The sequence below is a fragment of the Erysipelotrichaceae bacterium 66202529 genome (assembly GCA_017161075.1).
Lineage (GTDB): Bacteria > Bacillota_I > Bacilli_A > Erysipelotrichales > Erysipelotrichaceae > Clostridium_AQ.
Genome location: CP046174.1, coordinates 3,068,917 through 3,095,503 on the forward strand (window position 1 = coordinate 3,068,917; position 26,587 = coordinate 3,095,503).

The following is a 26,587-nucleotide window of genomic DNA, read 5'->3' on the forward strand; positions in this document are numbered from 1 at the left end:
TGGATTCCCCTCTGCTTTTGTCTGTTAATTAGAATGCTTCATTTCCTCTTACATAGGTCATTTCAACAGAATAATCATCATTCAATACAACGATGTCTGCATCATAACCGGCAACTAGTTTACCTTTACGGTCATCCACATTCAGATATCTGGCCGGATTCAGCGTACAGGAGTTAATTGCGTAATCCCAAGGAATCATTGCTTTTTCAACCAGCACCTTCAATCCTTCATTTACCTTCAGTGTAGAGCCCGCAAGACTCTTTGCGCCGGTCAGATGTGCACTGCCATCCGGATACAGCTCAATTTCATTTCCGCCAAAGAGAACCTTTGTTCCTACCGGCAGACCCTTTACCATCAGTGCATCGGTAATCATAATCGTATAATCTCTGCCCTTTGCCATAAACAGATCATTCAATGCATCCGGTGTAGAATGATTACCGTCGCAGATTACCTCGCCAAAGGTGTCACGGAAACGCATTGCAGCACCTACCAGCCCGGGTTTACGGTGGTGGAACGGTGTCATACCGTTAAAGATATGTGTCATGGAAGTAGCACCGTTAGCAATCGCCATACCTGCTTCTTCAATCGTAGCTGCAGAGTGACCGATGCTTACACGCACATCATTGGCAGCACAATATTTTGTCAATTCAAAATTTTCATCACGCTCCGTTGCCATCGTAATAATTTTAATCAGTCCGTTGGCAGCCTTCTGATACCGCTTGAACTGCTCAACATCCGGTTTTACGATACATTGCTCCGGCTGTGCTCCCTTGTATACCATATCCAGATACGGCCCTTCAAAATGAATACCGAGGATTTCTGCACCCTCATAGCCTTCCTCTACAACCTTTGCGACATTTTTCACAGCCTTTGTCAGCACTTCCTCTGTCTGTGTAATTGTGGTAGGACAGATTCCGGTAACCCCTTCTTCAGGAATGTGCTTCATCCAGTTGCGCAGACCTTCTTCCTCTGCGTCATTGGTGTCAAAGCCATAGGCACCATGTGTATGAACGTCAATGAATCCTGGTACGATTCGTCTTTCTCCATAGTCCTTGTCAGCCGGTTTTGCGCCATAAGCCAGAACATTTTTAATTTTGCCATCCTCCAGCTCTAACTGGGCTTCGATGAAGTGACCGAGCACCCAGACTCTCTTACTTTGAATAATCATGAAATAGCTCCTCCTTTATTGATATCTATATTATACTACCCGAATCTTTATATTTAAACGGGTTTGCAACTTAATTTTCAATTCGTATACCGTTTCTGTTAAAAACTGCAAATTACGAAACTTAAAATCTTTGTGAATAAAAAATCAAATAAGTAGACAAGCACTGTATATCATATTAAAATAGAAACCAGAGGTGAAGGAAATGAAACAAGCAATACAAATAAAAGAAAATATGTACTGGGTCGGTGTTCATGATTTTAACTGCCGTCATTTTCACGGGGATCTGTTTCCGATTGCGGAGGGAACTACCTACAATTCCTATCTGATTGTGGATGAGCAGGTGACACTGATTGATACCGTGGAGGAAGAATTTTATGATACGATGATGGAGCGTATTCGCTCTGTGATCGGTGAGCGTACCATTGACAATGTCATCGTACAGCATGCCGAACCGGATCATTCCGGAGGCTTCCTGAAATTTATGAAGGATTATCCCGATGCCAAGCCTTATGCCAGCAATGCAGGCGTGGGTATCATGCTGAAGCAGTATTTCAAAAATTATGATTTTCAAAAGGTGAAAACCGGAGATACCCTGTCTACAGGACGTTATACTCTGACATTTGTGGAAATGCCGATGATTCACTGGCCGGATAACATGCTGACTTATGTCGCAGAGCAGAAGATTGCCTTCTCCAATGATGCATTTGGACAGCATATCGCAAGCTATGATATCTTCGATGATGCGCACGGAGCTGCCAAGTGTATTGACAGAGCGAAGGATTATTATGCAAATATCGTTATGCCGTATGGAATGCAGGTCGCCAATAAGCTGAAACAGATTAGGGATATGAATCTTGACATCGATATGATTGCTCCGGCACATGGTGTTATTTGGAGAAGCTACATACCGGAATTACTTCAGGCATATGAGGAATTTGCGACCTTCCAGTCTGTGGATAAGGCAGTGATCGTATATGAAAGTGTATGGAAGCATACACAGATGATGGCGGAGGCTCTTGCGGAGGGCATGGGAAGAAACGGCGTCTGTGTGAAAATTTTTAAATGCTCTATGACATCCCCAGCCATTATTCAAAAGGAGCTGTTGGATGCAAAGGCAATTCTTGTGGGAAGCGGTAATTATAACAATGCCATGTCAGGAAGTATTGCGGCATTTTTGGAAAAGCTGATTTCATGCAAGGTGAAAAACAAAAAGGGACTTGGTTTTGGGTCTTATGGCTGGGCAAATCTCGTCACAAAGGAAATCAATGCCCGCCTTGTGAAAGCAGGGATCACTCTGCTGAATGATGAGGTGGTATCTCAGAATTACACGCCGAGTGAAGAGGATCTCGATGCGCTGATGGAGCTTGGAAAGCAGATTGCAGAAGAAATCAAAGCGATGTAACAGCAAATATTTCATGTTGTAGTATATACAGGGTATTCCATGGAGTACCCTTTTTTGTATCAGTAGGATGGAAGCGAATCATGCTTTTAATCATTTAGAGCGTATTTCTATGATATAAAAAGAATGGTTATATATGGAAAGAAAGACTGGTAAACAAGGAAGCCTAAAGACATGTCCAAGCATAAGGAGCACGAAGGAGGGATGATAAAAGCCTCAATTTTTTGCAGGAAACCATATTGTTACGGATACAATTTTCTTGTATTAGCAGAAAGCTTTTTACTCGCATAAAAAGAAGCGGTAAGCGGTCATTGCAGCTAAAAAGCAGACCTTGTATCCTGTATAAAAAACAAGAAGCAACGCCGCCATACAAAGGAGATACGAAAACACGCCCCATATGATCGCATTAGGACGTGTTTTTATTTTCTTCCGCTTATAGAGCGTTCACTTCGCCTTTTTGACCAGACAGAAATGCTCATCATAGACAAGGTTTAGCTCAGTACAGATTTTATCGTTGATTGCAAACAGGGCACGGCGATATTCCCGATAAGAGGGACTCAGCTTTTCCATATTCGGCAGAAATACATCATTATAACCGCTTCTCTGCAATTCCATCATCCAGCGGCGTTTGCTGAGCGAGGATGGCAAATAGCGAAACAGAAAATATTTCTGCATACGATACTGACGCAGTACAGCTTTCTTCATCTGTGCATACCGCTTTTCATCCGGCTCTAACAGCATTTTGAGCTGCTGATCCAGCTTCTCCTGGATGCCTGCGACCTGATTTTTATGCAAAAAGCTTAATAGGCAGGAAATAATCTTCATAGACAACGGCATGTGCAGCTTTGTTGTATCCCAAAATTGAATGATTGCATAATAGGCATCTCTTTGCTCCTGTGTTACGATCGGTATCTGCAGGTAGGGTAGAAAATGATGCATAAACATCTTTCCATACACACCGGGAACCATTTCCTGTATTGCACTCGCTATCGTCTGATAGTCCAGCTGTTCCTCCAGCTTACCGTAGTCACTTGCTCCAGCCAGCATAAGCTGTATGGTTTCCATTTGGCGGGACTGCTGCTCCATACTTTCCTGCAGCTGCTCTTGAAGCATCCGCAGCTCATGAGCCTCCACCTGCGGATCCTGCAAAATCCTGCGTATGGCGGAAAGCTCCATACCAAGCTTGCGATACACCTGAATTCTTTGCAGAATCACTACATGCTCATCAGTATACACACGATAGCCGTTTTCTCCCTTTTCCACTTGCAATAGTCCCTTTTCCTCATAATACTTAATGGCACGCTTTGTCATATGCACCTGCTGTGCCACCTCCTGTATATTCATGAAATCACCACCTTCTACTTAACCATATACCTGTACGCCGGGGACAGGTCAACAGATTATCTTCTATTCCCCAATCTTAATTTTCAATGGTTAGGAAAGCCTTTATTCATAGGGACACTGAAAGCTTATACAAGGCCTTGGAACAGCCATTTACCACTTGTATGCAGGCAGTTATAAAATGCATGCTTCATATAGCTCTGTTTTTGTATCGTTCACAGCATTCGAAACAGAACAGCATATTCATCGTTTTTTACGAATCTGTTTGACACCTTTTCGGATATAGCGCTCTTTGTTTCGTTTGCCCTTTGCAAAGAAAAGACCAAATATGATCAGGACAAGCCCACCAGCAGCACCGAGTATATATTGCAGGTCATCCGTTTGCTCCTGTGCAGCCGCCTTCCCATCGCTCCACATGTTCAGCTTTTCCTTTTTCGCTTCCTTTTCCAAGGTCTTTAATTCCTCAGTATACGCATAATCACCATAAATATATTTCACTTCCGCCAGTCCACGCTGAACAAGCTCTCTTTGTAAAAGCACATCATCCGCATATACCCATGCCAGCGTACGACCGTATTTATCCAGTGTATCGCTGCCATCATCATACTCCAGCTCAATCGTATTGGCATTTGTCAAGATATCGCATACATATTCACTGGCCTCCTTACCATACGGCTCCTTCGTTTTGGTATATTCCGGAGCATTGATTGCAAGAAACCGGACGGTTGTATCCTTTCCCTTGATTAAAAAATGCGCCGTATCCCCATCCGTACATTTACTGAACTCCACTTCTTCCTTTGTGTTTGCCTGTATCGGCATAGCTGCTAGTATGAGCAGCAGACAAAAAAACATAATTTTCTTCATAATATCCTCTCCATGAGCTTTATTATAATGAAAATTATGTTGTACTCAAGACTTGCTTTTTTTTATTTTTAATATTCCGGCATTCAGCAACATAAGACTTCCTGTGATATACAGTGAAATCGCGGCAGATTGGGTATGATACACAATATGGATGAAGCCTCCTGTCACAAGTAGCAAACCACTGCCACAACTGGAAAACCTGATTTGCATATCCAACTGTTCAGGTGTAGGGCTCAGGAGCTGTTTCCTTTTCTCCAGTACCTTTTTATTTGTTTTATCCACACGATCCTGTAGCTGTTCCATTTTTTTCATAGGTGTCATTGCACTTTCCTCCTTTGATAGATGCCTGCACAAGCAAGCAGGGTACCACCCGCCAGATTTCCAATAAACTGAACAGCAATTGATTGTATTGTTGTCCCGGTAATCAGCTGAATAATAACATTTAGAATACCGGAGCATAGGACGATCAACGCCAGCCGGTACCAGATGGATATCGTGCATTTGCATAACAGCAGATATACGATAATTAGCAAGCCATCACTGGCAGCAGCTATGCTCCACAGCTGCCATAAAATATACGATGTATCCAGTTGTAAGGACAGGCAATATAAATATGGAAAGATCATGACCATGCCTGTAAGCAGCGTTTTTTCAATGGTATACTGCTTGGACAAAAGCAGCACGGTAAGAAGCATCCAGCCGTAAACAATGGATACGGTTGTAATCCATGACCAGGTGACAGCTTCCTCCAACACATAATTCACCAGCAGGCAGATCACAATGGAAAGTACTGCCAGAATCGTAGTCACCAGCCACATCCAGCGCTGAATCCGCTCCCTGTTTTCCTTTACCTTCAATACCGCGTACTCTGCAAGATATTTCAGATTTTTTTCACTTCCCGTCTGTTGCAGATCTGTATCTCCGAGCAGCTGCGATACCTCCAGCCCTAGCTCCTTACATAATGGCAGCAGAATCGCTATATCCGGATAACCTGCACCGCGTTCCCATTTACTGATTGTTTTATCGCTGACTCCCAGCTTTTCCGCAAGCTCCCGCTGCGTATAATTTAATTTCTTTCTGGCTGCTGCTATCTGCATGCCAATCTCCCTTTGCTGCATACATGCACCTCGTTTCTATGCCGTTATCATATCATGATTTGCATAAAACGCCTATCGACGAATCGTAGATATAGGAAAAGAGGCACATACATTCTGTTTTTACCCTCAGTTTACGCAAGTTCAGCCAAAAATATCCAGATACTGTCAGAAATTTGGTAGTTTGAACACATAAATCCCTCTGCAGTAAAAAGCTGCGTTAGCGCCTCTACTGTGGTAAAGCATTCATCCTCCAGCTCTGCTCTTTGTCTTGCTGTACACTGTTCTTCATATCGGGAGCGCGCTTTCTTATCCGCAAACATTAAATCAGCAATGATGATACGACCGCCAGAACGCAAGACCCGTTTCATTTCACGAACAGCCAATAACCGCTCCTCCTCATCACAGTGATGAAATGCATAGGAAGCAGTGATGGTATCAAATTCCTGTTTTTCAAAGGGCAGCGCAAGGAACGTTCCCTGATGAAGAAGGACAGAGGGAAGCTTTTTCTTTGCCTGTACCAGCATTTCCAGGGATTGATCCACTCCGACTACTTGCAGTCCCTTACGAAGCAGACGTTCAGTCAGATTTCCGGTTCCACAGCCGATATCCAATACTGTGCTTCCACGCTTTGCCGCAATACGTGCGGTTTCATCCAGAACACACTCATAATCTACATAAAACGGCAAGCCGTCTGTTGAGGGATGCTGAACAACCTCATCATACACCGTCGCAAAGGAATCAAAATCCCAGCGATCCTTCCATGCCTGGCTTTTGTTTAAATCCTGTAAAAGCTTCTGCAGCTGTTCATGATCCTGCGCTTCATCATAGCTGTCATTCAGCATGGCATTCAGCTCATACAGTATATGATCCCGGATAATGCTCAGCTCATGCAGATGCCTGTTTAAAAGCTGCAGCTGTTGAAAATACAGCTCATGTGCATGCTCTTTCTCATTATCCAACAGTTCCTTGATATCTGCGATGGAAAAGTTCATCGCACGGTACAGGAGGATCTTCTGCAGGATTTCCTTATCCGCTTCCTCATACATACGATAGCCGTTTTCCAGACGCCGGGAAGAAAGCAGCCCCTTTTTCTCATAAAACCGCAAAGCGTTCGTATGAATCCCATACAGCTCTGCCAGCTCCTTTATTTTATACATGCTTATCACCTCATGCTTATGATATACCTTCGCGTTGGATGAAGGTCAAGGAAAAAGAGAAATCTTTTAATATATGTGAGAGAAGCAAGGCAGGCTGCTTTCCACGGAAAAAAGGATGCACTTTTTTTCTATGCTTTAAGCTCTTTTCCAAACATTATACTCTTTTTCTATGCTTTATACTCTTTTTTTGCTTCATACTCTTTTTCTATCCCTAAATATATGGTACAGCCTCTTCATCAATTTTATCGTTACTGTCCCATGGAAAACAAAGCCGCAAAAAAAGGAAGTCTTTTTCCTTTGCGTAAATGCAGGCAGAGCCTGCAGACTTCCTAATAACTATTTTTTGCTTATTTCAAAAATCCATCCACAATAACCTTTTCCGCTTCCTCGCTGCTCAGTCCGAATGTCTGCAGCTTAATCAGCTGGTCACTGTTGATTTTCCCGATTGCCGCCTCATGCACGATTTCCGCATCGACATGATTCGCCGCAATTTCCGGAATGGAGCTGATTTTTGCCTGTCCCATGATAATAGAATCACATTGTATATGTGCTCGGGAACGATTGTTTCCAACGGCGATTGGATGAAATACCTGTACAGAAGAATCTTTACCAACAGAACGAGATACAATTTGTACAACGCTGTCCTCTCCGTTTAAATTCACCGTCACATCGGAATGTGCTGTTTGTGTGCCATGTGTCATCAGCTTTTCATTGATGACCAGCTTCGCACCCGCATTCAAATTTGCCTCTGTTTTACGGAAGGTAGAGTCTACGCCCTTGATCTGGCTCATGTCCATTTTCGCAAACGCTCCATCCTCCATATGTATGATAGTTGTCGGATTCAAGATTCTTCCCCCGCTGCCAGTCCCTTCCCCATAGTGCTTTTCCGTATAGGTAATGCTTGCATTTTTTCCAATATGAAAGGTATGAATGCCATCATGCTGTGAGGTATCACAGCCGTCATTATGAATCCCGCAGCCTGCAACGATTTCCACATCTGCACCCTCACCGATATAAAAATCATTGTACACCATATCCTGAATACCACTATCTGTCAGAATTACCGGAATATGAATGCTTTCCCCTCTGGTATTAGCATCCACAATAATATCAATACCCGGCTTATCTGTTTTAGCCAAAATTTTAACATGCTCTGTAGAATGACGCTCCACACCTGCCCCGTTTTTTCTTAAACTGAAGGCACTGCCCGGCATAAATCCGCTGATATCTGCCACTGTTTGCAGCAGCTTTTTTTCCATCTGTTCCATATGCTTCACCTACTTCTTAAATTCGCAGGGTTCAAATTCACTCATTAAGGTTGGAAGAATTTCATCCCTGCTGCCCTTTGTTTTGATTTGGCCGTTTTCTATAATCACAATTTCATCCGCCAGCTGCATGATCCGCTCCTGATGAGAAATCAGAATGATGGACTGCCTGGATTCCTTCTGCAGCTGCTGAAAGGTTTCCACCAGCTTCGCAAAGCTCCATAAATCGATACCTGCCTCTGGTTCATCGAATATGGAAAGCTTCAGATCACGCGCAAGAATGGAGGCGATTTCAATCCGCTTTACCTCTCCCCCGGATAATGACGCATCCACATCACGGTTAAGATAGTCCTTCGAGCATAATCCCACATCTGTCAGATAGCTGCAGCAGACCTCCTCATCCAGATCCTTGCCATGTGCCAGTGATAGCAGCTTTCGCACACTCATTCCCTTGAACCTTGGCGGCTGTTGAAATGCGTAGCCAATTTTACGCTTGGCACGCTCATCAATAGACATAGCAGTAATATCCTCTCCGTCAAACAGTATGGTACCGTCTGTCGGCTGTTCTATTCCCATAATCAGCTTTGCCAGTGTTGATTTTCCACCGCCGTTTGGCCCTGTGATGACTGTAAATCTATTGTCCTCAATCGTAAGACTGATGTTGTTTAAAATCTTTTTTCCATCTACCTCAAAGGATACATTGCACAATTCCAGCATGTTATCTCTCCTTTTCCAATGCTTTTACTATTTTAGCACAGATTTTGTAAAATATATAATGATTTGGAAAAGAAATCCTATAATTTTCCTACTTTTAGTTACTGCTGCTCAATTACCGCGATGGATTGAATTTCCCCACTCTTTGGCACCACAACAACGCCTATAGCACAGACAAATGAAAAGAGATTTCTTAACCGACTATTTGCACAGTCATGCTTGAAATCTCTTATGTACACATATCTAATATCAAAAACCTTTTATTTTCAGCTGTCTTCTACCGTCTTAATTTTTTAATGCCTGAATTGGTGCAGGGATTCTTCCTTTTCTGTGAATCATGACAGAGCAGTCTGTCTGATTGATATTCATAACCGGACCGCTTCCCAGCAGACCGCCGAACTCCAGTTCTTCCCCAACCTTTTTACCGATGGCCGGGATTGCACGTACAGCTGTTGTTTTGGAATTAACCATACCGATTGCCGCCTCATCCGCAATGATACCGGAAATAACCTCCGGCGTCGTTTCGCCTGGAATCACAACCATGTCAAGACCTACTGAGCATACAGCAGTCATCGCTTCCAGCTTTTCCAAGCACAGGGTTCCTGCCCGGGTTGCCGCAATCATACCGGCATCCTCACTTACCGGGATAAAGGCTCCGGAAAGTCCGCCAACCGTACTGCTGGCCATGACACCACCCTTTTTCACGGCATCATTCAGCATTGCAAGACACGCCGTTGTTCCATAGGCACCACAGCTTTCCAGCCCCATCTCCTCTAAAATATAAGCAACGGAGTCACCGATTGCAGGCGTAGGTGCCAGTGACAGATCGACGATACCAAACGGTACACCCAGGCGCTCACTTGCCAGTGTACCCACAAGCTGTCCCATACGGGTTACCTTAAATGCTGTTTTCTTGATAATATCCGCTAATTCATTCATTGGCAGCGTCTTATCCGCTTTCGCCAATGCGGCACGAACGACACCAGGCCCGCTGACACCAACATTGATAACACAGTCAGCCTCACCGACTCCATGGAACGCACCCGCCATAAACGGATTATCCTCCGGTGCATTACAGAACACAACCAGCTTGGCAGCACCGATGCAGTTTTGATCCTTAGTCAGCTCAGCCGCTTCCTTCACCATACGTCCCATCAGCTCAACCGCATTCATGTTGATACCGGCCTTTGTAGAACCGACATTAACCGAAGCACAGACATGCTCTGTTTCCGCCAAAGCCCTTGGAATAGATTCCATCAGCTCCCGGTCACCTGCCGCACAGCCCTTTTGAACAAGGGCAGAATAACCACCGATGAAATTAACGCCGACCGCCTGTGCACAGCGCTCCAGAGTATGTGCATATTTCACCGGATCTCCTCCGCTGACTGCCACAAGCATGGCTATCGGTGTTACAGAAATACGCTTGTTAATAATCGGAATCCCGTATTCCCGTTCAATATCTTCTCCCGTCTTGACCAGATCCTTGGCCAGACGCGTAATCTTATTGTAAATCTTCTCACAGGACTTGTCGATATCGCTGTCACAGCAGTCCAGCAGAGAAATTCCCATCGTAATCGTACGGACATCAAGATATTCCTCATCGATCATCTTAATGGTTTCCAGTATATCATGTACGTTTATCATACGTTCACCATCCTATATCTTATGCATGGAATTGAAAATATCCTCATGCATGACATGAATGGTCAATCCACTCTGTTTTCCCACATTCTCCATATGAGCCGCAAAATCGGCCAGTGTTGTATTTCCCTTCGTAATATCAATTAACATGATCATTGCGAACATATCCTGAAGCAGTGTCTGCGACACCTCAATCACATTCATATTAGCATTTTCACATTCGGCACTGACCTTGGCAAGAATCCCCACCATGTCCTTTCCGATCACACTCACAACTGCTCTCATACAATTCCTCCTTCTCAAGCTTATTTTCCATTATACTGTAATTGTGAAAAAATCACAATATAAAATGATAAAAATTACATAACAGTTTCATTTTCTTACATTGCTTATTTGAAGGTTTCGCTTTCCAATGCCATCTTCTGCATTTCAAACGGCTCCCAGGCAGCCTGAAGCCCCTGCAGATTGCATAAAAACTCCTCTTCCATAAAGGGCGCAGCCTTTTGCTTTTTCAAACAATCGGAAATTGTATTGGATAGCCCCTGCGACATGCGTACTCTGCGTTTGGCACATACCTTATTCTCCTGATCGATCAGATACAGCGTCATACCATAGCCGTCCCCCTGTGCAAAGGAGCGATACAGCCCATCCGGATACTCGTTGTCGTGTACATTGAATATAAAATCACTCGTATCAATAGCATCCTCCAGCGTAAGCAGAAAGACCGCGATATCATATTTATATACAAAATCCAGTGTTAGCGGGTTGCGCTTCATTGCCTGACATTCCTCATCCGTCCACACTTCATCCTTAATGACGAATACAAATTCATCATCGACTACATCCATTACCGTACCTTCCGCTTCGATATCGGAAGGAAAAATTCCACCAATTTCTACATTCATACATTCACCTGCTTTTTCTTTCTTATCTATTATAACACGGGATTCCTGCTTGCCGGTACAAATGCCTTAGGAATCTGTATCGTAAAGCTCAATGTTTTATCAATGGAGCTGGCACGCAGAGTACCCTTTTGCATATCCATGATCTGCCGGGCGATTCCAAGACCTAGAACATGCAGCTTTCCTTCCCCATGCACATCCTCCAGGCGGTAGTAATTATGAAAGATGTGGGCAATCTGATAGGCCGACAGATGTCTGGATTCCACCTGCATGAGAATTTCATATCGCTCATGCAGATCCTGCATACGGATGTGTATAGTAGAGCCCGGAACACCCAGCTCCACCAGATTACGCAGCAGATCACGCATGACACGAGCAATCTTTTCATTATCCGCATACAACGCAAGAGCACTGCCGCTTTCCATGGAAACCTCCATCTGCTTATCTTCCATCAGCATATAATATTCATCCACCACCTGCTCCATCATGCGATCCAGATACATATGCTCCGGATTCCACTTTGCATATTGCAAATTAAAACGGGTGATATCAAAAAATTCATTGATCATATCCTCCAGGGCCAGAGATTTATGCAGCACCTGTACAACAAAGTCCTTTTGAATTTCCGGAGAAATTCGTGTTTCCTTATGCAGGAATTCCAGATACATCAGAATATTGGATAACGGCATCTTGATATCCTGCGCCAGCAGATAAATCAAATCCTTTTTCTTTTCCTCATCCTGAGCAGCTGCCTTCAGATAATTCTGATAATCATCCGACAAGGCCAGAATCAGCTGTTCAGCTTCCTTCATTTCCTTTGGAAAATCAAAGCGGGAGCGATCCTTGCGCATGACATCCTCCATCCCACGCATCAATATACGCATATAATTTACAAGGTCACGGCACAGGAAATAGATCATTACAATAATCGCAGCCGCAATCAGCAGCGGCAATACGATGACATAAATTTTACGAAACATCGCGAATGGATCACCGGTATCCATAAACAGGCGGATAAAATCAATAACCACACCATTTAGTACATCATCAAACAGGTACACCAGTGTTACAGTCCCCAGGGCAATGCCAATAATGATGCAGGCATATTTCACAATCAGCCGCCGCCTGAGCGCTTTTAAATGGGCCCGCTTCATAATGTCACCTGCTGTTCATACGGCAAACGAAGAGTAAAGGTGATCGTCGATCCCTCCATATCTGCACGAATGCTTCCCTGATGCAGCTCGATAATTTCTCGGGCAATCGCCAATCCCAGCCCGGCACCCCCGCTGGTGGAGGTTCTGGCGCTGCCTGCACGATAAAACTTATCAAATAAATGCTGTACAGAAACAGCATCCATAGCCTCACCTTCATTGCTGTATTGCAGACAGACCCCATTCTCCTCCAGCATTCCGGTAATCCGGATTTCTGTTTGCGGAATACTGTAATTGATTGCATTACGCATGAGATTGTCAAATACACGCTGCAGCTTATCAAAATCTCCGCTGATTTCCATATGGTCGACCAGCTGTACCTGAAGTCGGATTCCTTTTTCCTCCATCAGCGGATAAAAGCCCGCCAGCTGCTGCTGAAGCATACTGTTCAAATCAATCCGGGTAATTTCCAACTGTGACACCTTATCGTCATAGCGTAATATTTCTGAAAATTCGTCAATCAGATCATCCAGTCGCTGCGCTTTTTCATAGGTGATCCGTATGGATGTCGCCATTTGTTCCTCATCCACGCGGTGATCGAGTATATGATTGATATAACCGATCATAGAGGTAAGCGGTGTTTTTAAGTCATGTGCAAGATACATCAGTAATTCATTTTTATGTTCCTTTTCCTGAATGGAAAGCTGCTGGGTATGCTGCTTTTTCTCCAGCATATCCTGAATCCGGCCTCTGGCTAAATCCATTTCCGGCAGATAGCGGTAGCTGAACGGTACCCGCTCCACCGGCTTTCCCTGCACGGTGTCAAGCAATACATCGAGATTTTGAAAAAAGAGCAATACAAATAGATACAGCAGCAGTGCAGTTCCCGCTGCTAGAAGAAACATGTTGATTTCCAGCTCATGCTTCAGATAAAACAACAGGAAATCGGAATCCCTGAGTGTTCCCTGACTGCTGAAATACTGCGCATAATGATCTAGCAGAAACACGATAGTGCCAATGATTCCCATAACGAATACTGTCATGAACAGATACAGATATGCAAGATGCTTGCGCAGTCTGCGATACGTACTATTCTTCAATCTGGTAGCCTACGCCCCATACCGTTTTGATGAATTTCGGATTTCTTGGCGGCTCATGCATTTTTTCACGCAGGCGGCGGATATGCACCATGACGGTATTGTTGCTGTCAAAGTATTTTTCCTTCCATACAGCCTCAAACAGCTCCTCGCTGGTGATAACACGTCCCTTATTCTTGCACAGATACCACAAAATCGAAAACTCAATCGGGGTCAGATTGAGCACCTCATCATACAGGGTACACCGATGGGAATCGTTGTCGATGATCAATCCCTTGAAATCTATCACATTCACATTTTCCTGTGACGGGTTGTATTTTTTATACCGGCGCAGCTGTGCCTTGACGCGGGCAACCAGCTCCAGCGGATTAAACGGCTTGGTTATATAGTCGTCAGCGCCTAAGGAAAGACCCTGAATTTTATCCACATCCTCCACCTTTGCCGTCAGCATAATCACGGGGAACATATATTTCTCTCGTATGATTTTACATATTTCAAAGCCGCTGATTTCAGGCATCATCACATCCAGCAGAGCCAGATCGACACGGTTATTCTTCATATATTCCAAAGCATCCCTGCTGTCGTAAAATTTATGTACTTCATAGCCCTCATTGTTGAGATACAGTGCAACGAGGTCTGCGATTTCCTTTTCATCATCTAATACTAGTATTTTTGTCTGCATGAAAAATCCCTCCATATTCCTATTATAACAAATCCAGCATCATTCGTCCCGACAAGTTTGCAATGTAAGAAAAAATTAAGGGGACTTTTTTTATATTCATCATGGACTATTTTACCATCTATGGTATGATATTGGAGGAGTTGACAACAATGCGAAAAATTAGAAAAAGATGGTGGCTTGTGGCAGCGGCGGCACTGGTTCTGCTGTTTGCGGATGTCGCCATGTATATACAGATTCGAAAGTATTATCCAGATTTTATGAAACAGGAAGAGGTTTCCCAGCCTGTCGCTGCACAGGGGCTGGATGCCAGGCAGCAGGCAATTCAAAAAAAGCTGGCCTCCGTGAAGCTGAACAGCCGCTATGCGATGGTAATTGATTTAAAGGATCAGCAGGTGCTGTATGAAAAAAACAGCGACAAAAAGTTGTTTCCGGCTTCCTTGACCAAGGTGCTGACAGCAATCGTTGCCCTGGATAATGCAGAGGACTTACATAAAAAAATCACGATTACAAACAAGGATATTAAGGGACTGGCAGAGGCGAATGCAAGTGTAGCAGGCTTAGCCGTCGGAGAACAGGTAACAATAGAGGATTTATTGTATGCCCTTATTCTGCCTTCAGGTGCAGATGGCGCAAATGCACTGGCTAACCATTTGAACGGCAGTGTATCCAATTTTGTAAAGGATATGAACAGTAAGGCAGACGGCATGGGAATGACACATACACATTTCACGAATACGACAGGTCTGCACGATAAGCAGCATTATACAACACTGCAGGATATGAAAAAAATGATGGATCATGCCTGGAAAAATCCGGCCTTTCGCAAGGTGATGACGACCCTGCGTTATAGTCTTCCTGCCACAAAGCAGCATCCTAAGGGTTTAAAGCTGAACAGCACGCTGCTGTTTTATGACAATGACCTGAAATTTGACGGCGGCAGCATCATCGGCGGAAAGAGCGGGTATACACCGGAAGCCGGCTATTGCCTAATTAGTGTGGCTGAAATGAAGGATGGTCATTCCTACATGATGATTAGTGCAAAGGCAGATAAAACAGATTTTTCAATCGTAGAAGAAGGCAGCAGTACCGATGCGGAATATGGCAATATACAGGATGCAAAGACCGTGTATGCTGCAATCGCAGAGGTTAAAAAGAAATAGAAGAAATAAATATGAAGTTACTATTCACAGTTGAATAGAAAAAGTAAAAAAGTATGAGATAGGAAAAGTTATCTACGAAGACGTCCGTGGATAACTTTTTTGTCAAGAAATTAAGTTTGCTTTATATTTATCAAAACCCTTTTTTCGTTTAACAGCTCCCGCAAGGATCAACAGCATACCACAATAATTATTCACCAGCATCATGAGATGTGCTTCCTGATCTATACAACCGAAAAAGAAGCTCCTTTTAGTTATCTGGGGTTTTTCACATATTAAAAAGCTGCAAGCCCCGTTGAACATCAGGTAGCTTACAGCGATTTGCTCTATTCTTATTTGTTTTCTTCTACTGCCTTGACAATATCATTTGCTGTCAGGCCGTATTTCTCAAGCAGAGCAGCAGGTGTTCCGCTTTCACCGAATGTATCCTTGATTCCAACCATAGCAAGCTTCTTTGGAGCCTTCTGGCTGAGAACCTCAGCAACTGCGCTTCCCAGTCCGCCAATCACACTATGCTCTTCACAGGTGACAAACAGATCATGATCCTTCGTCAGCTCAACAATCAGTTCCTCATCAATCGGTTTGATTGTGTGCATGTCAACAACTGTTACATCCATACCCTTATCCTTCAATGCAGCGGCAGCCTTCATAGCAGCCTCTACCATGATTCCTGTAGCAATCAGTGCAACACCGGTTCCTTTACGAATCACATTTCCTTTTCCAATCTGGAAATTCAATGTATCCTCCGTATAAACATCCTCAACAGCCATTCTTCCCAAACGCACATAGCAAGGACCGTCGTAAGCCGCAACCGCACGGATTGCAGCCTTTGTTTCCACACCGTCAGCCGGTGAAATTACTACCATACCCGGAATGCTTCTCATCAAAGCAACATCCTCAACACTCTGGTGGCTGGCACCATCCTCACCGACCGTAAGTCCGGCATGTGTTGCACACACCTTCACATTCAGATGCGGATAGCAGATAGAGTTACGTACCTGTTCGAATGCACGTCCAGCCGCAAACATTGCGAATGTACTTGCAAATACGATATTTCCGCTTGTTGCCATACCTGCAGCAGCAGCCATCATATTACCTTCCGCTATACCGAAGTTAAAATGCTGTTCAGGAGCAACCTTTTTTACTTCTCCTGTTTTTGTAGAACCGGATAAATCGGCATCCAGTACCAGAATTTTTTTATTTTCCTTTGCCAGTTCAGCAAGCGCTTTTCCATACGCTTCACGAGTAGCCATCTTTGCCATTATTTACATCCTCCTTCAAGTTCTGCAATTGCTTCCGCACACTGTTCTGCACTTGGTGCAGTTCCATGCCATCCAGCTTTGTTTTCCATGAAGGATACGCCCTTGCCTTTCACTGTGTGCGCTACGACAACCGTTGGTTTTCCCTTGACTGTTTTCGCTTCCTCACAGGCAGCAATCACGCTTTCCAGATCATTTCCATTCTCCAGAACGATTACGTTCCATCCAAACGCTTTAAACTTTTCATCAATCGGTGTTGGATTCATAACATCCGTTACGTTACCGTCAATCTGCAGACCGTTGTGGTCAACAAATGCCAGCAGGTTATCCAGCTTGTAATGAGCGGCAGCCATAGCAGCTTCCCATACCTGGCCTTCCTGACATTCACCATCACCTAAAATCGTATAAATACGGTGATCCTCCTTATTGTATTTATTCGCAATCGCCATACCAACTGCACAGGAAATACCCTGTCCCAGTGATCCGGTTGACATATCGACACCAGGCAGCTTACGCATGCTTGGATGCCCCTGCAGGCGGGAGTTAATTTTACGGAAAGTAGAAAGCTCTTCTTCCTCAATCAGGCCCTTCTCTGCCAGTACGGAATACAGCAGCGGAGAAGCATGACCCTTTGACAGGACAAAACGATCCCTATTCGTTGATGCCACATTGTCTTTGGTGATGTCCATCTGCGTAAAGTAGATAGCCGTTGCGATTTCTACAGAAGACAGACTCCCACCCGGATGACCGGATTTTGCTTCTGTAACCGTCTTTACGATGTTCTTTCGAATGTTGTTTGCTTTTCCCTTTAGATCTTCTATTTGGTACATTCTATAGTCCTCCTTGTTTTGAACACGTTTATTATACTATAAAACCCCTGTATTGCACAAAGAATATTATGTGAAATTGTAAAAGAGCAGCCGTATTTCAGAACAAATGCTCCTAACGGCTGCAGCTTATGAATATTCTGACATTTCTTCAATAGGAGCGCGGCATTGCTTATTGTACAGGAAGCAACGACAGCTGTACCTTTTGCTTTTCCTCGTCAATATGATACACCCATACCTTGACGATATCACCCACAGAAACCAGCTCACTTGGATGAGATACACGGTGTCTGCTCATTTTGGAAATATGGACAAGACCATCCTCATGCAGTCCGATATCGACAAACGCTCCAAAGTCTACGACATTGCGGACAACCCCCTCCAGCTGATCTCCGATATGCAAGTCCTCAAGCTCCAAAACATCACTTCGCAAAAGAGGTGCATCGTAACGATCCCGATAATCCCGCAGCGGCGTCGCTATCGCCTCCAGGATATCCTGAATCGTATAGCGGTCACTTTCACAGGCCTTGATCAATGCACCCACATCGGCCTGCTTTACTGCCTCCTGTGCCTGTTCACTCCCCATATCCTGACTTGCTATGGATAGCTGCTGCAGCACCCTTCTGGCAATCGCATAGCTTTCCGGATGAATGCTTGTACGATCCAGCATCTCATCCCCATCCTCGATACGTAAGAAGCCTGCCGCCTGTTCATAGGACTTCGCACCAATCTTCGGTATTATTTTCAATTCCTTACGGTTTTTCAGCTCCCCGTTTGCCTTGCGGTACTCTACGATGGATTTCGCCGTAGCCTGGCTGAGACCGGAAATATTTTTCAGCAGCTCCTGGGAAGCCGTGTTCACATTGACACCGACCCGATTCACCGCCTTGGAAACAACAAAATCCAAGCGCTCCTTTAAACGCGCTGTTGGAAGATCGTGCTGGTACTGCCCCACACCGATTGACTGCGGATCAATTTTAATCAGCTCCGAAAGCGGATCGAGGATTCTTCTCGCAATGGAAATGGCAGAGCGCTGTTCCACATGAAGCTCAGGAAACTCATCCCGCGCCAGCTTGCTTGCGGAATATACGGAAGCCCCTGCCTCAGAGACGATGGTATAAGCTACATTCAGATGGTACTCCCGAATCAGGGATGCTACAAACGCTTCACTCTCGCGGCTTGCCGTCCCATTTCCAATAGCGATAATATCAATGGGATACTCTTTCAGAAGCTGCAGCATCTTCTGCTTTGCTTCCTTTATTTTCGCATTTGGCGGTGTTGGATAAATTACACTGACATCCAGCATATTTCCGTTCTTATCCACAACTGCAAGCTTACATCCGGTACGAAAAGCGGGATCAAAGCCAAGCACCATCTTATTTTTTACCGGCGGCTGCAGCAGCAGACGTTCCAGATTTAAGGAAAATACCTCAATCGACTGCTCATGTGCCTTTTCACTCAACTGAGCCCGGATTTCACGCTCCACAGCAGGAAAGGCAAGACGCTTTAACCCATCACGGACAGCCTCCTCAATATATGGCACACAGGGACTCTGTCTTTTTTTCGTAAAGCGGCGAATCGTCCAGTCTGTGATATAATCCTTATCGAAATCGACAGCTACACTGAGCACCTTTTCCTTTTCACCGCGATCGATTGCCATGATACGGTGACTCGCCAATGTGGAAATACGCTCACTGTAATCATAATACATCTTATAAACTTTTTTATCATCCGTATGCTTCTTCTTTTCCTTTGTAGTGAGGCGTCCATAGCGCTCCATACTGCTGCGAATTTTCTGCCGCACAGCAGGATCATCACTCGCCAGCTCTGCCAGGATATCCTCAGCCCCCTGAATAGCGCTTTCAACATCCTTCACCTTATCATTCAGATACTTCCTTGCCTCAGCCTTCACATCTGCATCCCGATACAGCTGCAGCAGCCAGTCCGCCAACGGCTTCAGTCCTTTAGCCGCCGCATCGCTTGCCCTGGTCTTGCGCTTCTGCTGATATGGCCGGTAAATATCCTCTACCTGTGACAGCTTTTCACAGGCATTGATTCCTGCAATGATTTCATCCGTCAGCTTACCCTGCTGTTCAATCAGGCGTTTGACATCCTCCTTGCGCTTTTCCAGATTTACCTGGTACTCATATTGTTCCTGAATCACACGAATCTGTTCCTCATCCAGACCCTTCGTCACTTCTTTACGATAACGGGCGATAAACGGAACGGTATTTCCTTCTTCCAATAACTGCAGCGTATTTCGGATCTGCTCCGGCTGAATGTGCAGCTGCGCCGCCATCGGCTGTATGATATGCTCCATACTATGTACCTTCTTTCATTAAGAATGCGGATATTGCCAGTGTCTGTCCTGCAATCCGCAAACATCATTTTTACAACGCATTTATTATATAGAGGAAATTCTGGAAATACAAGACTTGCCTTTATGTGACTGTGCGTTTATCATCACCAGCGATAGGGATATGGGTACTTTATAAACGTATAGTCCTTAAATGCTAAGGAAACAAGAGCTTTTAAACATTCATAGCCGTCACGGCTTTATCAGCCCTTTTTCCAGGATAAGCCGCTGTTTCATTTCATCCTAAGCTGTAAGATTATCCATTCCTGGAATTTTCCTTTTCATCAGGTGTGGAATATGGTACAATAGAACCTAAAGGATGTGGAAATTATGAAAATAGTACAACCCCGTTTACGCCCGTCATATGATATGGCACAAAGTCTGCAGGAATGCATTGATATGGATCATTATGTGGAGGGCATGGAATTTGACGGCATCAGCATTCAAAATGAAGAGCATACAGCATTGCATCTGGACGGCTGTATATTTCGCAATGTGTTTTTCGAGGACTGTGAATTTGACGCAATTGATATGATAGATACCATTTTTGAAAACTGTGATTTGTCCAATCTGCACTTCACAAAGGGAGCGATTCATCGCTGTGTTTTCCGAAACTGCCGCTGTATGGGGATTGATTTCAGCGACTGTGTGATACACAATACCCTTTTCACGAATCTGAAAGCCGCCTATGCCAACATGTCAGGCTCCCGTTTCCGGCAGGTGATATTTGATAACAGCAATTTCTCAAACGCAAGCTTTATACAATGCGAATACCAGAAGACGGTATATGACCATTGTGATTTAAAGGAAAGTGAATTCCATAATACAAATCTGAAAGGCATGGATCTTTCCTCCAGTGATATTGAAGGAATCAGTCTGACCATGGATCATATACGCGGAGTCATCGTCAATGAGCAGCAGGCGCTGCGGCTTGTTCAGCTGCTTGGTATCATCGTTAAAGAATAACACGCACATTACTGCAAATAAGCTTTTCCTGAAATCGTCGTAGCTGTATGATGCTGCATATATTCGCACGTTTTCTTCGGTTTGTGATTTTTTTGATTACTGTATGTATCTAAATGTTATGCAATAATGTTATGCAATAAACTTCCTATACAGCCATAGGAACAGATTTTTTCCCATACTGTTTGTATATTGTATACATATCCGCGTACCGCATGTTTGTCTATAGGATACACTATGGTTTCATCACAAAAAAAACAAGAAGTCATTTGTTCTCTATATATCAAAAGAGGACCTCAACACTTCTTGCTTTTTAGTTCACTCACTTCAGACTGTTTTCAACAATTTTCAGCAGCAGCTCCACACTCGTTTGCATTTCCTGGATGGAAGCAAATTCAAATTTCCCATGATAATTATAACCGCCTGTACCAAGGTTTGGACAAGGCAGTCCATCATAGGTCAGACGGGCGCCATCTGTACCACCACGTATCGCTGTGGACTTTGGCTGTAGTCCAAGCTGCTTCATAGAAGATTTAACCAGCTCAATGATGCTCATATCCTTTTCAATAATCGTCCGCATGTTTGCATAACTGTCCTGAATCGTAAGCTGGATGGTATGTTCCGGATATTTCTGATTGAGGTAATCCGCAATTCTGCGGAAATCCTCCTTCTGCTTTTCAAACAAATCTTCATTGTGATTACGGATAATGTAGGACATATAGGCATGCTCACATTCTCCATGTAATTCGGTCAGGTGATTAAATCCTTCATATCCCTGTGTATACGCAGGATTTTTTTCAACCGGCAGCATGGAATGAAACTCCATCGCCACCAGCAGGGCATTGATCATTTTATCCTTTGCACTGCCTGGATGAATGCTGAGACCCTGTATCTGAATCTGAGCGCTTGCAGCATTGAAATTCTCATAATCCACACAATCAACCTCGCCGCCATCTACGGTATACGCAAAATCAGCACCGAAGGCAGGTACACGGAAATGATCCGTTCCCCGTCCGACTTCTTCATCCGGCGTAAATGCTATACATATTTTTCCATGCTCACGGTCTTCACGAAGCAAAGCTTCTGCCATCGTCATGATTTCGGCAATCCCAGCCTTATCATCTGCGCCAAGCAGAGTAGTACCATCCGTGACAATCAAATCATCCCCGATTTTATGCTTCAGACAATCAAAATCCTGTACCCCCATGGAAATGCCAAGCTCCTCATTCAATACGATATCTGAGCCGTTATAAGCTGGAATAATTCTAGGATTGACATTCTTTCCACTCATATCCGGAGATGTATCCATATGTGCTATAAAGCCAATCGCTTTTACATCCTTTTTCGTATTAGCGGGAATCGTACCGTATACGATGCCAAATTCATCCACATAGGCATCCGTAATACCTATTGCCTTCATTTCATCCACTAATGCCTCTGCCAGCTTTAACTGCTTCAATGAGCTGGGCGTGGTTTGTGAATGCTCATCTGATTGCGTATCAAATGATACATAATGTAAAAATCTTTCCTGAACGTTCATGTATAACCCTTCTTTCTATCTAGTACGATTATACACAAATTTATCACAACACTCCAGCAGGATCATTGAAATTCAATCAGATATTTATGCAGCATGTGATACATAGACTCATAATCTTCCTGCATAATACGCATAGTTTTTTTCATTTGGTCATTCAATACAAGATGCTTTTCATCAAATGCGTGCAATGCCTTCTGTGCCATTTTCATATTCTTAACAGCCTCTTCCAGCACCTGTTTGTCACTGGTAATCATCAGATTTTTCAGCATCTCAACAGCATCTGTTACCATACCTTTCCATCCTGCGCTCTCCACAGGATCTCCACCACATGTCTGAATCAGAGCATTCAGTGAATGTGCGTGCATTTTCAACTTATCCAGCAGACCGTGAAATTCCTTTTTTAGTCGCTCACTCTGCAGTTTTCCTTCTAAATCTTCAAAAATACCGATACCCATATGAGTACCCTTCAGCAATTGATTTAATTCCACTACGATTGCAGTATTATCCATTTGTATATCACCTCGTAAATAGTATGAGTAGCATTTTACCAGTTCATACAATGGATTCAAAGCTTTTCCCTACTTTTATTTTATACATAAACAGGCACAGAAAGAAAGTCAATGCGCCTGTTTTACTTTTCGTTCGAACCGTTTGGCTTTGTTTCTGTCCAACATCGACAGATATGGATGTGCCTTCACCCGTCCTGCAGCGGTATCTTGTTAGATACTGCAGGCCGAACATTTCTGTTCAAAGTGTATGGAGAATATTTATAGCCGCCACGGCATCACGATGTCCCTGATATCCGCAGGAGCAGTGATATGCACGGTCTTTAGGTACGTTAATTCTGCCACATTGAGGGCATTTACGCGATGTGTTGTAGGGTTTGATATACAAAACACGGATACCCGCAAGAGCCGCCTTATATTCTATGTAATCCTGAAGTCTACGATAAGACCAGTGATGCAGTGCCTTGCTTCCATTTTTTTCATAACGTTTGTTGATTGACATAAGATTCTCCATTTTTATTACACTCACTTCATTTTGTATAGCATAGTTGATAATCTGCTTTGCAATCTTGTGATCATAATCCTTCATAACATGATGAAGCTTATGCTGAAACTGCACAAATTTCTTTTTTTGATGATGCCGGATCATTGCCTCAATGTGACTTTGATATCTTCTTTGCTGAAACCTTATTTCTCTGCCATTTCCGAAAAATTTTATCTCTCCAGTGCTCAAAGCAACAACAGCTGGTACCTTTAATCCAATATCGATTCCCATCTGATTTTGGCCACTTCTTTGTTGAAAAGGAATATCCACATAAACAAGAGCATGCCATTTTCCTCTGCTGCATACTAGCTTTAAATTCGTATGCCGTCCTGCTGTTAATCGCAATTTCTGCTGTTTATTTATATAGCAGGGAATACGCAACAATTCTTTATGCTCATACAAGCCCAGCTCAAAAAGAATACAGTCCGCTTGCAGCTCATAGGAGGAATTGCTCCAGATACTGGTAAATGGCATTGTGAATTTTTTGTCTTTCTGTTCTGTTGTATATTTTGCTTTTGCCTGTACCAGTACCAGATGTTTACTGTTATAGGAAATATGATTACTGATATCTTTATACCGATATTCAAATGCATGTCCTTTATTTTTGAATATGTTAGATATTCTTTCTATTTCAAATTTAAAAACAGCCTCGTACCATTTCAATCGGATTTCCTGCTCAGGATTCAGCTTGAGAAAAAGCTTTACTGCTATATACATGATTTCTCACCTCCTTTTTATACTTATATATACGTTTACAATATTTGAAAATCCTAAATAATAAGAAAAAAAGTAAAAATTATCTATATATAGCTATGTAGTGTTAAAAGATAACGACACCTTTTTTCATATAATGAATGTTTTAGTAGGAAGACCATATCTGCTGTGAATTGACATATCGTTTTTGTGATATATCTGTCTAAGTTCAAATCCATTTCTGTGCAAATATTAGTTTTGAATGACAGCATGCCAGCGTCTGCCTGTCACGAATTTCCACTGATCAGGAAGGGGGAAGATACACAGGATTCCTCCACTATTAAATTTTAAAAAGTCAGATAATAAAAGAATAGCCATGCGGTTGGCAGGGGATTCCACTACGCTAGGTAAGCCCCAGCCAGGAATATAAGGCAGCTTCTGACTTTATTATGATGTTTTGAATCGCGACGAGGGCATTGCGAAAAAAGACCAGTGTAGTAAGTATAAGAAAATTAAGCCTTCGGGCACCCGCTCATTAAATATAAAAAAATAGAACAATTCATTCCGAATTTCTATAATAATGTTTGTCAATTAGTTGGTCAAAATTTCAGAAAGTACAAAAAAAGCCGATGGATATCGACTTAGTTAGTAACATGGAGCGGGTGATGAGAATCGAACTCACGTAGTCAGCTTGGAAGGCTGAAGTTCTACCATTGAACTACACCCGCAACAGATAAATGGTGACCCGTGGGCGATTCGAACGCCCGACCCTCTGATTAAAAGTCAGATGCTCTACCAACTGAGCTAACGGGTCATTTACATGTTGTATTTTAAATGGCTGGGGCAACTGGGATCGAACCAGTGGAATGCCAGAGTCAAAGTCTGGTGCCTTACCGCTTGGCTATGCCCCAATAAAAAATGGTGGGGAGGGGCAGATTCGAACTGCCGAACCATAAGGAACTGAGTTACAGTCAGCCGCGTTTAGCCACTTCGCTACCTCCCCGACTTTTTTTAAAGATGGTGCCGACTATAGGAATTGAACCCACAACCTACTGATTACAAGTCAGTTGCTCTACCAATTGAGCTAAGTCGGCACATTTAATGGTGGAGGCTGAGGGACTCGAACCCCCGACCCTCTGCTTGTAAGGCAGACGCTCTCCCAACTGAGCTAAGCCTCCACATCTTTTTTAACTTCTTTTTACGCCGTTCTCATCAGCGCTCATATATAATACCATTAGACTTTTTTTATGTCAACAATTTTTTTGAATTTTTTTGAATTTTTTAAAGCATAAGAATCGAACCTATTCAAAGCCTTTAAAATAAGGCCTTTTAACCATATTATCAATAGAAAAGATGGTCATGTCTTTTATCAATAAACAGACAATAGAATAACCATCTTTAAGCATTCACCTTCACATAATCATTAACATCCGTAATAAAAATTGAAACTTCCTCATGAAAAGGCTTTTTGTGATCAGCACCCTCCTGTTTTGCATCTGGGTCAAGAATCGAAATAATACGATCACAATCCTGTGCATCCACCCCCAGCAACAAAACCGTCTGTCCATATTGCAGAAAATCACCCGTACTTCCAACCTCTGTAGCCATGAACGCGTGCTCCTTCAGTTTCGCTGAAATATCAACAGCATATTCATCCCCTGCAATGATAAACATCAATTTCATGAAAGACTCACCTCAGGTAATATCATATCACATTTTTCATAATCTTACCTTAAACTTTTTAATTTCCCAAAATCATTTGGAAAAGATACTATCAATCATGACGGAATGCTTTTATCATTCCACGGGTTCTGCAACTAAGTCATTTTTATCAATAACCTTCCCGCATTTTCCACACACATACTGGACTTCCACAGAACCTCCGCATTCCCTATGCTTCAAACACTTATAACTTTTATGCAAATGCTTATCTCCCCATATCATTATCGCATTATAAATATCGTCAAGATCCTTACTCTTATCCGTAAGCTCATACTGGTAACGGGGCGGATGCTCCTGATATAGATTACAGGAAAGCAAATCATCCTCACACAACGACTTCAATCTGCTTGATAATAAATTCGTCGGTATTCCTTCCAGACCTTCCTGTAGCTCCTTATACGTTCGCCTTCCCTCACGAACAGCGTGCAGAATCAATAATGTCCATCTGTCACCAATCAAATTTAACGTTTGCGCTATATTGCAATGCATGTCATACTGTTTTTTCATCCTATCACCTCATAAAATTTTACATGAATCAAATA

The 26,587-nt window shown here is 43.3% G+C and carries 25 protein-coding genes and 6 tRNA genes; 3 read left to right on the forward strand and 28 right to left on the reverse strand.

Going from position 1 to position 26,587, the window contains the following annotated elements; translation table 11 throughout:
* Nucleotides 1-28 precede the first annotated feature (28 nt).
* Nucleotides 29-1,168 carry an N-acetylglucosamine-6-phosphate deacetylase gene (gene nagA, locus GKZ87_14585; protein QSI26624.1) on the reverse strand — a complete coding sequence of 380 codons (1,140 nt, stop codon included), beginning with the start codon at nt 1,166-1,168 and terminating at the stop codon, nt 29-31.
* Between the two features lie 202 nt (nt 1,169-1,370).
* Here nagA and GKZ87_14590 point away from each other — a divergent pair, with 202 nt between their 5' ends.
* The gene (locus GKZ87_14590) at nt 1,371-2,570 is read left to right on the forward strand and encodes an MBL fold metallo-hydrolase (GenBank protein QSI26625.1); all 1,200 of its coding nucleotides are present in this window, start codon (nt 1,371-1,373) and stop codon (nt 2,568-2,570) included.
* A 441-nt stretch (nt 2,571-3,011) separates the two neighbouring features.
* On the opposite strand, the gene GKZ87_14595 is transcribed toward GKZ87_14590, so the two are convergent.
* From GKZ87_14595 to vanR, 13 genes are all read right to left on the reverse strand, one after another.
* Entirely contained in the window at nt 3,012-3,911 is a 900-nt protein-coding gene (locus tag GKZ87_14595) for a MerR family transcriptional regulator (protein QSI26626.1), read from the reverse strand.
* 240 nt (nt 3,912-4,151) lie between these two features.
* Complete coding sequence (locus tag GKZ87_14600) at nt 4,152-4,772, reverse strand: thermonuclease (GenBank protein QSI26627.1); 621 nt, start codon at nt 4,770-4,772, stop codon at nt 4,152-4,154.
* Nucleotides 4,773-4,817: 45 nt separating this feature from the next.
* Nucleotides 4,818-5,093: a hypothetical protein gene (locus GKZ87_14605; protein ID QSI26628.1), complete on the reverse strand. Its 276-nt coding sequence runs from the start codon at nt 5,091-5,093 to the stop codon at nt 4,818-4,820.
* Nucleotides 5,090-5,890 (reverse strand): helix-turn-helix domain-containing protein, encoded by an 801-nt coding sequence (locus GKZ87_14610; protein QSI26629.1) that lies wholly within the window; start codon nt 5,888-5,890, stop codon nt 5,090-5,092. The genes GKZ87_14605 and GKZ87_14610 overlap by 4 nt, the downstream gene beginning before the upstream one ends.
* A 110-nt stretch (nt 5,891-6,000) precedes the next feature.
* Entirely contained in the window at nt 6,001-7,026 is a 1,026-nt protein-coding gene (locus tag GKZ87_14615) for a methyltransferase domain-containing protein (GenBank protein ID QSI26630.1), read from the reverse strand.
* A 347-nt stretch (nt 7,027-7,373) separates the two neighbouring features.
* Complete coding sequence (locus GKZ87_14620; GenBank protein QSI26631.1) at nt 7,374-8,294, reverse strand: ABC transporter permease; 921 nt, start codon at nt 8,292-8,294, stop codon at nt 7,374-7,376.
* A gap of 9 nt (nt 8,295-8,303) precedes the next feature.
* Entirely contained in the window at nt 8,304-9,008 is a 705-nt protein-coding gene (locus GKZ87_14625) for an ATP-binding cassette domain-containing protein (GenBank protein QSI26632.1), read from the reverse strand.
* Nucleotides 9,009-9,290: 282 nt separating this feature from the next.
* The gene (locus GKZ87_14630; GenBank protein ID QSI26633.1) at nt 9,291-10,649 is read right to left on the reverse strand and encodes a DUF711 family protein; all 1,359 of its coding nucleotides are present in this window, start codon (nt 10,647-10,649) and stop codon (nt 9,291-9,293) included.
* A 12-nt stretch (nt 10,650-10,661) separates the two neighbouring features.
* Nucleotides 10,662-10,931, reverse strand: coding sequence for an ACT domain-containing protein (locus tag GKZ87_14635; GenBank protein ID QSI26634.1), 270 nt, complete (start codon nt 10,929-10,931; stop codon nt 10,662-10,664).
* Between the two features lie 104 nt (nt 10,932-11,035).
* Nucleotides 11,036-11,551 (reverse strand): hypothetical protein, encoded by a 516-nt coding sequence (locus GKZ87_14640; protein QSI26635.1) that lies wholly within the window; start codon nt 11,549-11,551, stop codon nt 11,036-11,038.
* Nucleotides 11,552-11,580: 29 nt separating this feature from the next.
* The gene (locus GKZ87_14645) at nt 11,581-12,702 is read right to left on the reverse strand and encodes a sensor histidine kinase (GenBank protein ID QSI26636.1); all 1,122 of its coding nucleotides are present in this window, start codon (nt 12,700-12,702) and stop codon (nt 11,581-11,583) included.
* Complete coding sequence (locus tag GKZ87_14650; protein ID QSI26637.1) at nt 12,699-13,799, reverse strand: sensor histidine kinase; 1,101 nt, start codon at nt 13,797-13,799, stop codon at nt 12,699-12,701. Before GKZ87_14650 ends, GKZ87_14645 begins: the two co-directional genes overlap by 4 nt.
* Nucleotides 13,789-14,478, reverse strand: a complete 690-nt coding sequence (gene vanR, locus GKZ87_14655) for a VanR-ABDEGLN family DNA-binding response regulator (GenBank protein ID QSI26638.1) — start codon at nt 14,476-14,478, stop codon at nt 13,789-13,791. The genes GKZ87_14650 and vanR overlap by 11 nt, the downstream gene beginning before the upstream one ends.
* Before the next feature lie 149 nt (nt 14,479-14,627).
* Here vanR and GKZ87_14660 point away from each other — a divergent pair, with 149 nt between their 5' ends.
* Nucleotides 14,628-15,638 carry a D-alanyl-D-alanine carboxypeptidase gene (locus tag GKZ87_14660; GenBank protein ID QSI27982.1) on the forward strand — a complete coding sequence of 337 codons (1,011 nt, stop codon included), beginning with the start codon at nt 14,628-14,630 and terminating at the stop codon, nt 15,636-15,638.
* A 329-nt stretch (nt 15,639-15,967) separates the two neighbouring features.
* Here the strand turns inward: GKZ87_14660 and GKZ87_14665 are convergent, their stop codons facing one another.
* The 3 genes from GKZ87_14665 to GKZ87_14675 all read right to left on the reverse strand — a co-directional run bounded on the left by GKZ87_14665 (nt 15,968) and on the right by GKZ87_14675 (nt 20,041).
* The gene (locus GKZ87_14665) at nt 15,968-16,897 is read right to left on the reverse strand and encodes a transketolase family protein (GenBank protein QSI26639.1); all 930 of its coding nucleotides are present in this window, start codon (nt 16,895-16,897) and stop codon (nt 15,968-15,970) included.
* The gene (locus GKZ87_14670) at nt 16,897-17,724 is read right to left on the reverse strand and encodes a transketolase (protein ID QSI26640.1); all 828 of its coding nucleotides are present in this window, start codon (nt 17,722-17,724) and stop codon (nt 16,897-16,899) included. Before GKZ87_14670 ends, GKZ87_14665 begins: the two co-directional genes overlap by 1 nt.
* Nucleotides 17,725-17,893: 169 nt before the next feature.
* Entirely contained in the window at nt 17,894-20,041 is a 2,148-nt protein-coding gene (locus tag GKZ87_14675) for a S1 RNA-binding domain-containing protein (GenBank protein QSI26641.1), read from the reverse strand.
* 366 nt (nt 20,042-20,407) lie between these two features.
* Between GKZ87_14675 and GKZ87_14680 the strand changes: the two genes are divergently transcribed.
* Nucleotides 20,408-21,043 carry a pentapeptide repeat-containing protein gene (locus GKZ87_14680; protein ID QSI26642.1) on the forward strand — a complete coding sequence of 212 codons (636 nt, stop codon included), beginning with the start codon at nt 20,408-20,410 and terminating at the stop codon, nt 21,041-21,043.
* 319 nt (nt 21,044-21,362) lie between these two features.
* Here the strand turns inward: GKZ87_14680 and pepT are convergent, their stop codons facing one another.
* From pepT to GKZ87_14735, 11 genes are all read right to left on the reverse strand, one after another.
* Complete coding sequence (pepT, locus tag GKZ87_14685) at nt 21,363-22,580, reverse strand: peptidase T (protein ID QSI26643.1); 1,218 nt, start codon at nt 22,578-22,580, stop codon at nt 21,363-21,365.
* Nucleotides 22,581-22,642: 62 nt separating this feature from the next.
* Nucleotides 22,643-23,089, reverse strand: a complete 447-nt coding sequence (locus GKZ87_14690; protein ID QSI26644.1) for a DUF2383 domain-containing protein — start codon at nt 23,087-23,089, stop codon at nt 22,643-22,645.
* A gap of 238 nt (nt 23,090-23,327) precedes the next feature.
* Nucleotides 23,328-24,347 (reverse strand): IS200/IS605 family element transposase accessory protein TnpB, encoded by a 1,020-nt coding sequence (locus GKZ87_14695; GenBank protein ID QSI26645.1) that lies wholly within the window; start codon nt 24,345-24,347, stop codon nt 23,328-23,330.
* A 630-nt stretch (nt 24,348-24,977) separates the two neighbouring features.
* Nucleotides 24,978-25,051: transfer RNA gene (locus tag GKZ87_14700), tRNA-Gly, on the reverse strand.
* A gap of 10 nt (nt 25,052-25,061) precedes the next feature.
* Nucleotides 25,062-25,137 (reverse strand) — tRNA-Lys (locus GKZ87_14705).
* A 21-nt stretch (nt 25,138-25,158) separates the two neighbouring features.
* Nucleotides 25,159-25,234: transfer RNA gene (locus GKZ87_14710), tRNA-Gln, on the reverse strand.
* An 8-nt stretch (nt 25,235-25,242) separates the two neighbouring features.
* Nucleotides 25,243-25,326 (reverse strand) — tRNA-Tyr (locus GKZ87_14715).
* 15 nt (nt 25,327-25,341) lie between these two features.
* Nucleotides 25,342-25,417, reverse strand: a tRNA-Thr gene (locus GKZ87_14720).
* An 8-nt stretch (nt 25,418-25,425) separates the two neighbouring features.
* A tRNA-Val gene (locus tag GKZ87_14725) sits at nt 25,426-25,501 on the reverse strand.
* 220 nt (nt 25,502-25,721) lie between these two features.
* Nucleotides 25,722-26,006 (reverse strand): hypothetical protein, encoded by a 285-nt coding sequence (locus GKZ87_14730; GenBank protein QSI26646.1) that lies wholly within the window; start codon nt 26,004-26,006, stop codon nt 25,722-25,724.
* A 114-nt stretch (nt 26,007-26,120) separates the two neighbouring features.
* Nucleotides 26,121-26,552, reverse strand: coding sequence for a transcriptional regulator (locus GKZ87_14735; protein QSI26647.1), 432 nt, complete (start codon nt 26,550-26,552; stop codon nt 26,121-26,123).
* Nucleotides 26,553-26,587: the final 35 nt, after the last annotated feature.